Below are 15,692 nucleotides of genomic sequence, written 5' to 3'. Positions count from 1 at the left end.
GCAGCGCACGATCTGATCGACTGCGACGGGGCTGCCGGACCTTTCGGTGCCGCCAGACCCATGGTGTTTTTATGCCTGATGCCACAGGTGCATCAAGATGCACCTGTGGCATCAGGCTCGGTCGGACAACTCGACCCAGCGAGGTGACGCTGCGTAGTTCGTCGCCCCCTGGAGAGGTCGGAAACTGTACAGAATTCGCGCCAGTTCTGCTAGGCTGACGACATGGCGATCATGCCGTTCACTGATGCCCGCAACAGGCTGTCGGAGCTGATCGAGGAAGTCGAACGTACCCACGAGCGCATCGAGATTACGCGCCATGGACGCCCGGTCGCGGTTCTCATCTCTCCGGACGATCTCGCCGCGCTGGAGGAGACTCTGGACGTACTTTCCAGCCCGGAGGCCATGCGCCAGCTCGCCGAGTCCCGGGCGGCCATCGCGGCCGGTGACGTACTGGATGCCAGCCAGGTGGCCGCGCTGATGGCCAGCCGGGCTCCGTCATCTCGTGACCAGTGAGTCAGCCCTCGGACCAGCGGCCCTATCAGATCCGTATCGCCGGACCGGCGGCCCGTGCCCTTGCCGGGCGGCTGCCGGAGAAGGTCGCGACAGCCGTCTACGAGTTCGTCACCACTGTGTTGATCAACAACCCACACCGGCTCGGTGAACCGCTGATGCTCCCGCCCTACGAAGGGACCTGGTCGGCCCGACGCGGCGCCTACCGGGTCCTCTACGAGATCGATGATGAGCGGTACGTGGTCACGGTCACCGCCGTCGAGCATCGTGGCGATGCCTACCGGTCGCGCTGACCGGCGCGACGGACACGTCCGGTCGCGTTACTCGTACGCAACGAGCAACGCGTACCGTGCGGGAACCGTGAAGATGCAGGCGGCCGCGCTCCGTGGTGTGATGCAGGCAGGTGTGATAACCATCGGGGACAGGGAGCAGACCGCAGTCGTCGGATGAAGGGCGGGGCTGGCCGATGGCCGATCTGTTCGAGGACTACCACCTCGGCCCCGGCTGGGACGAGATGTTCGGCGAGCCGGGCATGCCGCGACAGACCTACGAGGCCCTGCACGCCACTCTGCAGCCCCTGTCCAGCGCCGAGCTGGAGGTACGCGCCGACGTCCTCGCCCGGGCCTTTCTCGACCAGGGCATCACCTTCGCGCTCAGCGGGTACGCGCGTTGGAGGCGTTCCTCGCCGACATCCACGGTCCGGCCCGGGTGCTTGCCGACGGCGTGGTACCCCGCCGGCTGGTGGTGACCAGCGCCCACTTCCACCGCGAGGCGGCCGGCATCATGCCGCACAACGGGGTGCGCATCCATGTCGCCGGAGTCGACCTGATCCGCGACGAGCAGGGCACCTTCCGGGTCTTGGAGGACAACGTACGGGTGCCGTCCGGGGTCAGTTACGTGATGGAGAACCGGCGGGCGATGGCCAACGTACTGCCGGAGGTCTTCGCCTCGACCCGGATCCAGCCGGTGGAGTCCTATCCGGCGCAACTGCTGCGGGCGCTGCGGGCCGCCGCGCCGGCGGGCGTCGTCGACCCGACGGTGGTGGTGCTCACCCCCGGGGTGCACAACTCGGCCTACTTCGAGCACGCGCTGCTGGCCCGGGAGATGGGCGTCGAGCTGGTCGAAGGGCGCGACCTGGTCTGCGTCGGCAACGAGGTGGCGATGCGCACCACCGGCGGTAAGCAGCGGGTCGATGTGATCTACCGGCGGATCGACGACGACTTCCTCGACCCGGTGCACTTCCGGGCCGACTCGGTGCTCGGCGTCGCCGGGCTGCTCAACGCGGCCCGTGCCGGCCGGGTCACCATCGCCAACGCGGTCGGCAACGGTGTCGCCGACGACAAGCTGCTCTACACGTACGTGCCGGAGCTGATCCGCTACTACCTGGCCGAGGAACCGATCCTGCCGAACGTCGAGACGTACCGCCTCGACGACGGCCCGGACGTGCTCGACCACGTCCTCGACCGGCTCGATCAGCTGGTGCTCAAGCCGGTCGACGGCTCCGGCGGCGCCGGCATCGTGATCGGTTCCCAGGCCAGTGACGAGCAGCTGGCTCAGGTCCGGGAGCGGATCCTGATCGACCCCCGTGGCTGGATCGCCCAGCGCGAGGTGGCCCTGTCGATGGTGCCGACGCTGATCGGCAACCGGCTGCGGGCCCGGCACGTCGACCTGCGCCCGTTCGCGGTCAACGACGGCGACCGGGTCTGGGTACTGCCCGGCGGCCTGACCCGGGTGGCGTGGTGGTCAACTCCAGCCAGGGCGGTGGATCCAAGGACACCTCACGCACCCTCGACGTACACCTGCACCGGATCATCTCTGATCCGGGGGTGGCCGAGGAGACCGCCTGCCGGTCGCTGCTCGGCGTGATGGGCGTCGACGTCGACGACCAGCCGGTGTCATCGGCGCGGCTCGTCGGGCTGCTCGGCCTCGACGGACGCAGCGCCAGTTCGGTCGTCGGGTCACTGGCCGCCGCCCGGGAGAACGTCCGTGGCGCCCTTGAGACGATCTCGTCGGAGATGTGGGAGTGCTCTCCACGGTGGAGACCCTGCCTCCGGGGGACCTGCTCGACGGGCAGAGCCACGCCTGGGTGGAGTGGTGGGCCGGCCGGTGGACGGCGTTCGACCCGACCAACGGGATCCCGGTCGGCGAACGGCACGTGGCGGTCGGCCGGGGCCGGGAGTACGGCGACGTGCCACCACTCAAAGGGGTGTACGCCGGCCCGGCGAACACCGGCCAGGGCGTCGAGGTGGCGATCACCCGGCTGCGCTGAACCGCGACCTCGCGCACCGACCGACTGGACTTCGCGCACCGACCGGGCTTCGCTCACCAGCTGCCGGCCACCGGCAAGCCTTCGGTGTAGCCGGCGGTGCTCTGCAACCCGACGACCGCCCGGTCGTGGAACTCGGCCAGGGTCGCGGCCCCGACGTAGGTGCAGGCACTGCGTACCCCGGCGACGATCTCGTCGATCAGGTCCTCGACGCCGGGTCGGGCCGGGTCGAGGAACATCCGCGCCGACGAGATCCCTTCTTCGAAGACCGCCTTGCGGGCCCGCTCGAACGGGCTGTCGTCGGCGGTGCGGGCGCTGACCGCCCGGGCGGACGCCATGCCGAAGCTTTCCTTGTAGCGTCGGCCGTCCGGGTCGGTGTAGATGTCGCCGGGCGACTCGTAGGTGCCGGCGAACCAGGACCCGATCATCACGTTGGCCGCTCCGGCGGCTAGGGCGAGCGCCACGTCGCGGGGGTGGCGCACCCCGCCGTCGGCCCAGACGTGCCGCCCGCGTCGGCGGGCCGCCGACGCGCATTCCAGCACGGCGGAAAATTGCGGACGGCCGACCCCGGTCATCATCCGGGTGGTGCACATCGCGCCCGGCCCGACACCGACCTTGACGATGTCGGCACCGGCGTCGATCAGGTCGTCGACCCCGGTGGCGGTGACCACGTTGCCGGCCACCACCGGCACTGTCGGGTCCAGTTTGCGCACCGCGCGGACCGCGGCCAGCATCCGTTCCTGATGGCCGTGCGCGGTGTCCACCACGATGGTGTCCACCCCGGCGGAGAGCAGCGCGGTGGCCTTGCCGGTGACGTCGCCGTTGATGCCCACGGCGGCGGCCACCCGCAACCGGCCGGCGGCGTCGACTGCCGGCCGGTACAGGGTGGCGCGCAGCGCGCCGGCCCGGGTCAGCACCCCGACCAGCCGGCCGGCGTCGTCGACCACCGGCGCGGCCCGCCGTCGGCCCTGCGCCATCAGGTCGAATCCGGTACGCGGGTCGGTGGTCTCCGGCACGGTCAGCGGCTCGCGGGACATCACGTCCCGCAGTTGGGCGAAGCGGTCGACGCCGGCGCAGTCGGACTCGGTGACGATGCCGACCGGACGCCCGGCCTCGACCACGATCACCGCGCCGTGGGACCGCTTGGGCAGCAGATGGATCGCGTCGCCGACGGTGTCGGTGGGAGCCAGGGTCAACGCCGTGTCGTGCACCAGGTGCCGCCGCTTGACCCAGGCGACCACCTCGGCGATCACCTCGATCGGGATGTCCTGCGGGATCACCGCCAGGCCGCCCCGCCGGGCGACGGTCTCGGCCATCCGCCGGCCGGCCACCGCGGTCATGTTGGCGGCGACGATCGGGACGGTGGTGCCGGTGCCGTCCGTGGTGGCCAGATCGACATCGAGGCGGGACGCCACGTCGGAACGGTTGGGCACCAGGAAGACGTCGTTGTAGGTGAGCTCGTGCCCGCCGGGCACGTCGGAAGTGAACCGCACCCGGCCATCATGCCCTCCCGGGCATCCCGGCGCGGCGGTTCCGGAGCCGATCGCGAGCGCAGCAGGTCCAGGTCATGCCCTGGCGATCAAGAGCCGGAGACGTTTCCTCAGAACTTCTGAAAGCGAACCCCCAGGCGATCCTCAGCATTCCCTCAAGTTCCGGCATCGTCCTCCAAAGATGATTCCTGACGGTCGACCGCTGTGCGACCGAATGTATCGAGGTGGGAAGAGGTAGCCGCTGATGTCTGCGAGTCGTGCTGTTCACCGTCGGCGTCGCTTGAGGACAGCGGGGACGTTCGTTCGGTGGCGGCGGTGGGCCGGTGGGGTCGCTGTGGTGGTCGCGGCGCTGGTGGGGTTGTCGTCGTCGGTGCCGCCGGGTGCGGTGCCGGCGGACGGTGAGTTCCCGGTGGGGTGGTTGTCGTCGTGGTTCACCGGTCGGTCGGGGTGGTTGCCGTGGGGTGGGCCGGCGGTGGAGTTGCCGGCGGCGCGGGTCGGTGACGGTGCGGGTGCGGGTGGGTACGTGGGGTCGGCGGCGACGCGGGCGTCGGGTGGGGCGGGTTCGGCGCAGCGGTTGGTGAACGGTCTGTCGGGGTACGCCGGGGAGCCGGTGGTGGGCGAGTCGGTGACGCCGGTGACGGTGGGCCGGTTCGATCCGGAGACGAGTGTGCGGGACGCGGTGGCATCGGGGCCGAAAGCCGATGTGTACACCAACACGGATGGTTCGACGACGGCGGAGTTGAGTACGGGGCAGGTCAACTACGAGGCGGCGGATGGTTCGTGGCGGCCGGTGGACTCGACTCTGGTGCGTCGGGGTGACCGGTGGGTGGTGCGGGAGAACTCGCTGGGGGTGTCGCTGGCGGGCGCTGCTGCCGGTGAGTCGTTGGTGGAGTTGTCGCTGCCCGATGATGGGTCGGTGGGCTGGGGTCTGGCTGGTGCGGCGGCGGTGGTGCCGGCGGTCGACGGCAGGACGGCCACGTACCCGGAGGTGTTCGCGGACACCGACCTGGAGGTGGTGGCGCGGCCGGACGGGGTGCAGCAGGGGCTGGTGCTGGCGTCGCGCGAGGCCGGGTCGGAGTGGGTGTTTCCGCTGACGCTGGACGGGGTGTCGGTCCGGGCCGGTGAGGGTGGGTCGGTCGAAGTGGTCGACGGCGCCGGTTCGGTGGTGGGGTCGATCCCGCCAGCGGTCATGCAGGATTCGTCGGTCGACCCGGAGACGGGGTTGCCGGCGCGGTCGGCGGCGGTCGCGATGGAGCTGATCGAGGTCGACGGTGCCCCGGCTCTGAAGCTGGTGGCCGACCGGGAGTGGTTGACGGATCCGGCGCGGGTGTTCCCGGCGCGGGCGGACGTGGGCGCGCTGATCTCGACGAGTGGGGACGTGTTCGTCGACACCGATCCGGACACCGGCCCGGCCGTGCAAAACGGTGACCGTCTCGCGATCGGCAACCGGGACGGCGTCCTGTCCCGGACGTTTCTCAAGTTCACCATCCCAGCGGAGTTTGCGAAGGCGGGCTGGTTCATCTCCTCGGCGAACCTGCGGCTGTACCTGAACTACCGGGCGAGGTGTGACGTCCAGCGGGTCAAGGTCGGGCTGGTCGAGGAGGAGTGGACGGTCGGGGATCTGCGGACCGCCGCCCATCCGGGCCCGAAGATCGATCTGGGACCGAACCACTACAGGTACTACACCGACAACGGGCGGGCGTGTGAGAACCCGAACGCGAATCCGTCCGTCGGCCAGTGGGTCGAGGTCGATGTCCGGGACCTGATCTCGGGCTGGGCGATCGGTCAGCCGAATCTTGGTCTGGCGCTGTTGGACGAGGAGGACTTGTCTGCGGCGGCGGCGGCCCTGTTCGCCTCGGCGAACTATGCCGGCGGTGACTACGCGCCGCGGTTGCAGCTGACCTTGTCGAACAATCTGCCGCCGCAGGTGGACCAGCGGGCACCGGCCCACGGTGCGGTGGTGTCGACGTTGACACCCCGGTTGTATGTGCGGGGTCGCGATTTCGACGAGTCCGGCACCGTGCGCTACAAGGTCTGGATCTACGACAACGCCGGGACCCTCATCCACGTCAACGAGGGCACCAAGTCGTACTACGACGTCCCGGTCGGGTTGTTGGAGACGAACAAGCAGTACTCGTGGGCGGTGCAGCCGTTCGACGGGGCTGTCTACGGCGCCCGGTATCCGAAGTACGTGTTCTACACGCGGATGCCGCAGCCGGCGTTGGGATCCCGGCTGGTGCAGAACCCGGGGGTGGGTTACCACCCGGAGATCGGCAACTACACGTCGGCGGTGACGGACGCGCAGGTGACGGGGGTGGGGCCGGCGCTGGAGATCACCCGGTCGTACAACACTCTGGACACCCGGCGGTCGGGGGCGTTCGGGCAGGGCTGGTCGAGTCTGTTGGACGCGCGGGTGACCGAGCGGACCAACTCGGCGGGTGCGGTGCTGGGTGTGGTGGTGCGGTATCCGGACGGGTCGGAGGCGGTGTTCGGGCCGGGGTCGGACGGGTCGTTCGTGGCGCCGCCGGGGCGGTACGAGGTGTTGACCGCGGTGAAGTCCGGTTCGTCGGTGACCGGGTACCGGTTGACCGTCAAGCACGGGACGACGTACGTGTTCTTGCGCGCGGCCGGGGGTGGCGCGTTCAAGGTCACGTCGGTGACGGACGCCAACGACCAGACCTTGACGTTGACGTACAACGGCAGTGGGCTGGTGTCGAAGTTGACCAGCGCGTCGGGGCGGTCGTTGACGCTGACCTGGGCGGGCACCACCAGCCCGTCGGTCGGGTCGCATGTGACGAAGGTGACGACGGACGCGCCGACCGCCGGTGGCGGTGGGTACGTGTGGCAGTACACGTACGGCAGCTATGACCGCCTGACGAAGGTGTGTCCGCCGACGGCGTCGTGTACCACGTACACCTGGGATAACAGCGCCAACCAGGGGGCGAACGCGGTGCTGAATCATGCGCCGTCGTCGTTCTGGCGGTTGAACGAACCTTCCGGATCGACCCTGGCGGCCAGCAGCGTGCTGGACAACGGCGGCACCGACGTGGCGTTCTACGAGGGTACGACGCCGGGCCCGACACCGGGGGTGTGGCCGGGATCGACGTCGACGTCGACCGCCTTCAACGGCACGTCGTCGCGGGTGCGGCTGCCCAGCGGGCTGGTCAACGACAGCGCGTACCAGTCGGTCAGTCTGTGGTTCCGGACGGGGACGGCGTCCCGGGCGGGGGTGTTGTTCTCGTACCAGCATGATCCGATTTCGGACGGGACGACGTCGAGGAACTACACGCCGTCGATCTATGTCGGGTCGAGTGGGAAGTTGCACGCGAAGTTCTATGACGGCAACTCGACGACGATGCAGTCGTCCGGTCGGGTGGACGACGGGCAGTGGCATCACGTCGTGCTGGCCGGGGCCGGCTCGAGTCAGTCGCTGTATGTGGACGGGATCCGGCACGCGGGCCGCACCGGCCTGATCGAGATGTTCGACGTGGGTGGGTCGGCGCATGAGTACGTGGGTGCGGGGTTCGTCGGGGGGAACTGGCCGGACCAGCCGCATCATGGTTCGCCGAATTACCACGGGCATGCGAACTTCTTCGACGGGCATATCGCCGATGTGGCGTTCTTCGACCGGACGCTGACCTCGGCCGAGGTCACTGAGATCAACGCGACGGCGCGGGGTCAGAGCCGGCAGTTGTCGAAGGTGACCAGCCAGGAAGGTCGGGTACTGGCGTCGCTGTCGATGGATTCGGTGACCGGGAAGCTGGCATCGGTGACCGACAGCAACGGTGGGACCTGGGCGTTGGGGACGCCGCGGGTGGCGGGGACGAGCGGGGTGTACGCGGCGGCGGTGCTGGGGTCCGCGCCGACGGACTACTGGCGGTTGCGGGACGCGGCCGGTGTTCAAGCGGTCAACGAGACCTGGCAGACCACAGCGACGTTCAGTTCGGTGACGTTGGGAGCGGCGGGTCCGTTCGCGGACGGCACGGCGGTGTCGTTCGACGGGTCATCGTCGCTGGTGTCGGTGCCGGGGGAGCGGCTGGCGCCGGCCGGGACGCGGTCCCAGGAGCTGTGGTTCAGGACCACTGGTACCGGCGATGTGCTGGCGGGGGCGCAGGACGCGGCGGTGGACGGGACGCTGTCGGTGGGGTCGCCGGTGTTGTGGATCGACTCCGACGGCCGGTTGCGGGGGTTGTCGGCGTCGGTGGATCCGACCGGGCCGTTGACGTCGGGGCTCGCCGGCAAGTGCGCCGAGTTGGCGGCCGACGGCACGAAGGTGCAACTGAGCACCTGCGACGGTGCGAACGCGCAGAGCTGGCGCTACGTCGGCAGCAGTCGGCAGCTGCGTCGGGGTGACAAGTGTCTGGGCCTGGCAGGTCAGGCGACCGGCAACGGCACCCCGGTCCAGGCGCAGACCTGTTCGAGCAGCGCGAACCAGAAGTGGGGAACGTCCGGGAACGGTTGGCGCAACTCGGGGGCGGGCCGGTGCCTGGAGGTGCCCGGCTCGTCGGCCACGGACGGTACCCAGTTGGCGATCCGCAACTGCAACGACCAGGCCAATCAGTGGTGGGCGTTGGCGTTGGTGTCGGCGGCGCCGGTCAACGACGGCAAGTGGCACCACGCGGTGCTGACCAAGACCGCCGCCGACGATGACACCGTCCAGGCGTTGTACCTGGACGGTGTGCGGGTGCAGTCCAGCACCGGCTCTCTGGCCGGCGGGGTCGAGAGGCTCAGCCACGGGTATCTGGGTGCGGGGTACACGGGCAACGGTTGGTCGGGGCTGCCCTCGGACTCGACGGCGTACTACGAGGGTTCGTTGGCGGAGGTCGCGCTCTACGACCGGACGTTGAGCGCGGACGAGGTGGCGTCGCACTACCAGTCGGTGGGTCGGGCGGTGCCGTTGGTGGTGACCGCGGCTGGTGACGGAGCTGCCGAAGCCCGGTTGTCGGAGACGGCGGCGGGTGGGTTGCCGGTTGAGGTGTTGCCGCCGGGTGCGGTGCAGGTCGACGAGGCGGCGGAGCACGTGCAGACGACGACGGTCTCGAACCCGGTGAAGATCGTGTCGGTGACCGACCCGGGCGGCAACGAGGTGTCGTACTCGTACGACCTGGTGTCGGGGCGGAAGGTGTCGCAGATCGACGCGTTGGGTCAGACGACGTTGTACGGCTATGACACGGGTGGGTTCACGAGTCTGGTGTACGACCCGAACGGGATCGTCACCCGGTCGGTGCAGGACGAGCGCGGCAACACCATCCAGGAGGTGACCTGCCAGGACCAGGCCGCCGACAAGTGCTCCAGCAGCTACTACACCTACACCTTGTACAGCAGCGACCCGACGCACCCGAAGAGCGACCGGCTGACCCACGTGCGGGGGCCGGGCTCGCAGAGCGCCCAGGACGATACCTACCTGACGACGTACATATATGACAACTCCGGCAACCTGCGCAGTGTGACGGACCCGCTCGGCCGGGAGACGGAGATCGAATACACCGACGGAACGGATGTGCCTGCGGTCGACGGCGGGTACGCCCCGGCCGGTCTGCCGTGGAATGTGTTGGATCCGTCGAAGGGGTGGATGGCAGTCACGTACACCTCGGCGGGTGACGTGGCGACGGTGTCGGACGCGGCGGGGGCGGAGACGACGTTCACGTACGACCGGTTGGGTCGGACGTTGACGGAGACGGTGGTGACGTCGTCGTACCCGCAGGGGCGGACGACGTCGTACACGTACGACTCGGTGGGTCGGGTGGTCACGCGGACGGGTCCGGCGGTGACGGACCGGGTGTCGGGTGCGGTGCATCGGGCGGTGACGCGTTACTCGTACAGCGTGGACGGGTTCCTGGTGGAGGAGCAGGTCAGCGACGCGTCGGGTGGGGATGTGGCCCGGGTCAGTACCTGGTCGTACGACGGGCATGGTCGTCGGTCGGCGTCGGTGGACGCCGAGGGCGCGGTGACCGGCTACGGCTATGACGTGTACGGGCACCTGGTGGAGCAGACCGATCCTGACGGGGTGGTGAACGCCTACGAGGTGGACGTCAACGGCAATGTGCTGTCGCGGACGGTGAAGGGGTTCACCGGGGATCCGAACGATCCGACTCCTCCGGTGGATCTGGTGGTGGAGTCGAACGTGTACGACCCGGCGGGTCGGTTGGCGTCGAACACCGACGCGATGGGCTACGTCACGAGTTACACGTACACCGACGACGGGCGGACCGCGTCGGTGACCCGCACCGACGGTGACAGTTCGTTCCTGCTGGAGGGCAACGGTTACGACGCGGCGGGGAACCTGGTCGAGCAGGTCACCGGCAACGGTGCGACGGTGACGGCGTACGCCTACGACGCTGCGGGTCGGCAGGTGCGGAGTGTGCTGGATCCGGGCGGCCTGGAGCGGGTGACCGAGGTGGCGTTGTCGCCGGCCGACCGGGTGTTGTCGCGGGTGGATCGGGACGCTGCGGGGGAGGCGTTGTCGGTCGTCGATTATGCGTATGACGTGGTGGGCCGGCCGGTGTCGCAGACGGGCTACCTGTCGGCGGACCGGATGGTGACGCCGGTGGCGCGGTGGCGGTTGGACGAGGCGGGTGGGACGACGGCGGTCGACTCGGCGGGGAACAGTCCGGGTACGGCCACGGACGTGGTCTGGGCGTCGGATGCCGAGCGGGGTCGGGTCGCGTCGTTCGATGGTTCGTCGTCGTTGATCACGACCGATGCGCCGGTGGTGGACACCACCCGGCCGTACACGGTCGCCGTCTGGGTGCGATTGGACGACCTGCGAGCGCCCGGCTCGGTGCTGGCGATGCCCGGCCGCGCCCGGACGAGCGTGTCCGGGTGGGGCGCACCGGCGTTCGCGCTCAACTACGACCACACCGACGACGCATGGCGGGCGCTGACGAACGAGCAACTCGTGTTCAAAGGCGGCGGCGTACTACAACGCCGCCGCACCTTCGGGCAGGGCTCGACACAGGCGGGCAAGTGGCAGCACCTGGCGGTGGGCGTGGACCCGCAGGCCGGCCGGTGGATTGTGTTCCTCGACGGCGAGAAGGTCGACGACTTCACCGGCAGCAGCTTCCACAGCGTGGCGGCTGGCGGGGTGCGGATCGGCTCGGGCCTCGAGGGGGCGATCTCTGATCTGCAGGTGTATCAGGGGGTGCCGGACGACGCCGGCTGGGTTGCCGGGGTGATGGCGGGCACGGTGCCGGTGGCGGACGCGGGGGTGTCGCGGACCAGTTATGTGGTTGATGAGGCGGGTCTGGCGACGTCGGTGGTGGATCCGTTGGGTCAGGCGACGTTCGTGGAGTACGACGAGGCGGACCGTCCGGTGGTGACGACGGGTCCGCAGGTGCAGGCGGAGTCGGGTGAGTTGGACGGTCCGGTGGTGACGGCCCGGCCGGTGGAGCGGGTTGGTTACAACACGTTCGGTGAGGTGGTTGCGGAGTCGGATCCGAACGGTGCGGTGACGACGTTCGGGGTGGATCGGGTGGGTCGGCCGGTGGAGGTCCGGTTGCCGGCGTACACGCCGCCGGATGGGTCGTCGTCGGTGACGCCGGTGGCGTCGGCGGTGTACGACAGCCTGGGTCAGGTGGTGTCGCAGACGGATCCGCTGGGCCGGGTCACGGAGTTCGACTATGACCAGTTGGGTCGGGTGGTGACCCAGGTGGCGCCGGACGACGGCACGACGACGGCGCGCTACGACCTGATGGGCAATCTGCTAGCGACGACGGATCCGACGGGTGCGGTGGCCGGTAGTGGTTACGACTTCCTGGGTCGGGTCACGAGTGTGAGTGAGGCGGTGCGGCAGACCGGTCAGGTGCACACCAGCACGGTGGGCTATGACGCGGCGGGTCGGTTGTCGTCGGTGCGGTCGCCGGCGGGGGTGACGGTCGGGTACGGGTACAACGCGGCCGGTGAGGTGACGGGTGTGGTCGACGGCGCGGGGCAGACCCGCGGTGTCGTCTACGACGGGCTGGGTCGGCCGGTGAAGGAAATCAATCCGGACGGTACGTACACGACGACGGGTTACGACATGTTGTCGCGGCCGGTGTCGGCGGCGGCGCACCGGGCGTCCGGTGGGGCGGCGTTGGCGACGGCGGCCTGGTCGTATGACCTGGCGGGGAATGTGGTGTCGGCGACGGACGCGCGGGGCACCGTGACCCGGTTCGGCTACGACGCGACGGGCCTGCTGCGGACGCAGCGGGAGCCGGTGGACGGTGACACGGTCATCGAGTCGTCGTTCGGCTACGACCTGGCGGGGAATCCGACCCGGTTCACCGATGGGGAGGGGCGGGCGTTCCGGTCGACGTACAACGTGTGGGGGTTGCCGCAGTCGCGGATCGAGCCGGCGACGGCGGCGTACCCAAGTGCGGCGGACCGGACGTTCACGACGGTGTACGACGTGGCCGGACAGCCGGTGTCGCAGCGGGCGCCGGGTGGGGTGGTGCGGACCCTGGTCTACGACGACGCCGGCCGGCTGGTCCGCCAGTCCGGCTCCGGTGCGGAGGCCACGACGAAGGACCGGACGTACGGCTACGACGCCGCGGGTCGGCTGGTGGAGTTCTCCGCGCCGGGGGGAACCAATCAGGTCGTGTACGACGACCGGGGGTTGCCGTTGTCGGTGACGGGTCCGTCGGGGGACGCGGCGTTCACCTATACGGGGGACGGGTTGATGGAGTCGCGCGACGACGCGGCGGGGTCGACGCAGTACGGGTATGACGGTGCGGGCCGCCTTGTGTCGGTGAATAACGCCGACATGGGCACCGCCATCGGCTACACGTACGACCAGATGTCGGCGGTGTCGTCGATGACGTTCGGGACGTCGGGGAACCGGCGGGTGTTCGCCTACGACGATCTGCACCGGTTGACCAGCGACCGGCTGGTGTCGTCGGGTGGGTCGACGATCGCGTCGATCACGTACGGCTGGGACGCCAACGGTAACGAGACCAGCAGGACCGTCACCCGTGGCTCGTCCACGACGGTCAACACCTACACCTACGACCTGGCGGACCGGTTGACGTCGTGGGATGACGGGAACACGACCGTCGGCTACCGCTACGACAGGGCGGGGAACCGGACCGGGGTCGGTGATGTCGACTACGTGTACGACGCCCGTAACCGGCTGATCTCGGACAGTACCGGTGTCGGCTACCAGTACACGGCGCGGGGCACCCGCAGCGCGGCCGGTGCGGCGACGACGGTGTCGGACGCGTTCGACCAGGCGGTCGAGCACACCCCGGCGGGTGGTAACGCGCGGGTGTTCGACTACGACGGGTTGGGTCGGGCGTTTCGGGACGGCTGGGAGTACACCGGTCTCGGTAACCACCTCGCCCGGGACAGTTCCAACGCGTTCTTCACCCGGGACCCGGGTGGTGGTGTGGTCGGGGCGCGGCACAACACCACGCGCCGGTTGGTGTGGACGGATCTGCACGGTGACGTGGTCGCCCAGATGAACCCGGCCGGGGCGACGGTGACCGGCAGCCGTACGTACTCACCGTTGGGTGAGGTGACCGCGGACAGTGGCATGCTCGGTGACCTCGGCTACCAGTCGGAGTGGACCGACGTGCGTAGCGGGCAGGTCAACATGCATGCCCGCTGGTACGACCCGGTGACGGCACAGTTCGGTGCCCGGGACAGCCTGACCGTCGGTCCGGTGCCGGACTCGGTCCGGGCCAACCGGTACCAGTACGGCGACGGGAACCCGTTGACGGTGGTCGACCCCACCGGCCACGTCGGAGAACCGTACGCGAGGTCGTGGGACGACTTCACCGACTGGGTCGGCGACCGGTACGAAGACATCGAGGACGCCTACCACGGCGCCGTAGACTGGTTCGGCGACCGGTTCGGAGACTTCACCGACTGGGTCGGCGACGGCCTGGGGGCGGCCACCAGGTGGACGCAGGAGCAGCTCGTCGAGGCGGGCAACGTCATCAGGCAGACGGTGGAGCAGAACTATCAGGATCTGATCAAGGCCGGTGAGGCGCTGATAGCCGCCGCCGAACAGGTGGGCCAGTGGGCCCGTACGGCCAGGGACTGGATCGTCGAACACAAGGCCGAGATCGTCGGCGCGATCGTCGGCATGGTCGTCGAGGCCGGCTGCCTGGTCGCGATCGGCTGGACCGGTGTCGGCGTGGTCGCCTGCGGCATGGTCGGCGGTATCACCGGTGCCCTGGTCACCGGCGGGATGCAGGGCAAGACCGGCATGGATCTGCTGCAGGACGCGGTGATCGGCGGTCTTGCCGGTGGTCTCGGTGCCGCCCTGCCGATGATGGGCCCGGTCGCCGGCAAGGCGTTGAGCAAGGCCGCGTCCAGCGGCATCAAGAAGGTCGCCGGCACGAGCCTCGGCAAGGCCGGCGCACGGGTCGGCGCGAAGGCCGTCGCCGGGGCCCGGTCGTTCAGCCGGGCGGTCACCCGCAAAGCCGACGACGCGTCCCGGGCGGTGTCCCGCGGCTCCAGCCGGTCCACCCGGGAAGCCGCCGAACACACCGACGCCGCCGCCCGCGCCGGCGGCAGCCGGGCCGACGGGGCGGCCAGCTGTGTGCGGCACAGTTTCGCGCCGGACACCCGGGTACGGATGGCCGACGGCACCACCAAGCCGATCGGCGAGGTCGAGCTCGGTGACGAGGTGCTGGCCACCGACCCGGCCACCGGGCAGAGCACGGCCCGGCCGGTGCGGCTGCTGCACCGTCACGCCGACCGGGAGTTGACCGATGTCACGGTCACCGACACCACGACCGGCGAGAGCACGGTCGTCGAGACGACCGCGCAGCATCCGTTCTGGAACGCCACCACCGACCGGTGGACCGACGCCGCCGACCTGCGCCCCGGTGACCGGTTGCGCAGCCCGGACGGCGAATCCACCCAGCGGGTCACCGCGGTCCGGGTCTGGACCGGCCTGAAATGGATGAACGACCTCACCGTCGACGGCGACCACACCTACTACGTGGTGGCAGCCGATCGGCCCGTGCTGGTGCACAACTGCGGCGGTTACACCGACCTGTACCACGGGACCAGCCGGCAGGCGGCGGACAACATCCGGAACAACGGCGTGGACCCGAACTTCTCCACCCGCTCAAGAATGGACTTCGGCAAGGGCTTCTACACCACCCGTTCCCAGCAGCAGGCACAGAATTGGGCCAGCAATCCCCGATTCGGAGGCGACGGAGCAGTTCTCCACTTCAAGGTGCCCAACGCGAAACTCAACGCCATGCCCACGAAGACGTTCACCAGGAACAGCCCGGACCTGACCGACATCGTACGGCAGTACCGCACCGGTGCCGGAGGAAACCTGTCGAATAACTACAATGTGGTCGAGGGGCCCATGCTCATGAACGTCGACGGTTTCCTGAGGTCGGGGGCTCCGCCCCGCTGGTCCGGCAACCAGGTCGTCTTCTACGGCAGGGACGCCGGCCAGGTACTCGCCGACGCTTTGCAGCCATAGA

The 15,692-nt window shown here is 69.4% G+C and carries 7 protein-coding genes and 1 pseudogene; 7 read left to right on the top strand and 1 reads right to left on the bottom strand.

The window, feature by feature from the left end; all coding sequences use genetic code 11:
- Window positions 1-222: 222 nt before the first annotated feature.
- The 6 genes and pseudogenes from O7543_RS14690 to O7543_RS14665 all read left to right on the top strand — a co-directional run bounded on the left by O7543_RS14690 (window position 223) and on the right by O7543_RS14665 (window position 2,779).
- Complete coding sequence (locus O7543_RS14690) at window positions 223-513, top strand: type II toxin-antitoxin system Phd/YefM family antitoxin (RefSeq protein ID WP_281553307.1); 291 nt, start codon at window positions 223-225, stop codon at window positions 511-513.
- Window positions 510-803: a type II toxin-antitoxin system RelE/ParE family toxin gene (locus O7543_RS14685; protein ID WP_281553308.1), complete on the top strand. Its 294-nt coding sequence runs from the start codon at window positions 510-512 to the stop codon at window positions 801-803. Before O7543_RS14690 ends, O7543_RS14685 begins: the two co-directional genes overlap by 4 nt.
- Window positions 804-976: 173 nt before the next feature.
- Window positions 977-1,258 carry a hypothetical protein gene (locus tag O7543_RS14680; RefSeq protein WP_281553309.1) on the top strand — a complete coding sequence of 94 codons (282 nt, stop codon included), beginning with the start codon at window positions 977-979 and terminating at the stop codon, window positions 1,256-1,258.
- Window positions 1,180-2,376, top strand: coding sequence for a circularly permuted type 2 ATP-grasp protein (locus tag O7543_RS14675; protein WP_281567470.1), 1,197 nt, complete (start codon window positions 1,180-1,182; stop codon window positions 2,374-2,376). The genes O7543_RS14680 and O7543_RS14675 overlap by 79 nt, the downstream gene beginning before the upstream one ends.
- Window positions 2,337-2,480, top strand: a pseudogene (locus O7543_RS14670) (alpha-E domain-containing protein); the annotation flags it as partial. The gene O7543_RS14675 and the pseudogene O7543_RS14670, both read left to right, overlap by 40 nt.
- A gap of 65 nt (window positions 2,481-2,545) precedes the next feature.
- Window positions 2,546-2,779, top strand: coding sequence for a transglutaminase family protein (locus tag O7543_RS14665; protein WP_281567469.1), 234 nt, complete (start codon window positions 2,546-2,548; stop codon window positions 2,777-2,779).
- 53 nt (window positions 2,780-2,832) lie between these two features.
- On the opposite strand, the gene O7543_RS14660 is transcribed toward O7543_RS14665, so the two are convergent.
- Window positions 2,833-4,269, bottom strand: a complete 1,437-nt coding sequence (locus O7543_RS14660) for a GuaB1 family IMP dehydrogenase-related protein (RefSeq protein ID WP_281553312.1) — start codon at window positions 4,267-4,269, stop codon at window positions 2,833-2,835.
- 277 nt (window positions 4,270-4,546) lie between these two features.
- Here O7543_RS14660 and O7543_RS14655 point away from each other — a divergent pair, with 277 nt between their 5' ends.
- Window positions 4,547-15,691: a LamG-like jellyroll fold domain-containing protein gene (locus tag O7543_RS14655; protein ID WP_281567468.1), complete on the top strand. Its 11,145-nt coding sequence runs from the start codon at window positions 4,547-4,549 to the stop codon at window positions 15,689-15,691.
- Window position 15,692: the final 1 nt, after the last annotated feature.

The organism is Solwaraspora sp. WMMA2080 (genome assembly GCF_027497395.1).
Lineage (GTDB): Bacteria > Actinomycetota > Actinomycetes > Mycobacteriales > Micromonosporaceae > Micromonospora_E.
The sequence above is the reverse complement of the archived record's forward strand: the minus strand, read 5'-3'. Positions and strand labels throughout refer to the sequence as shown.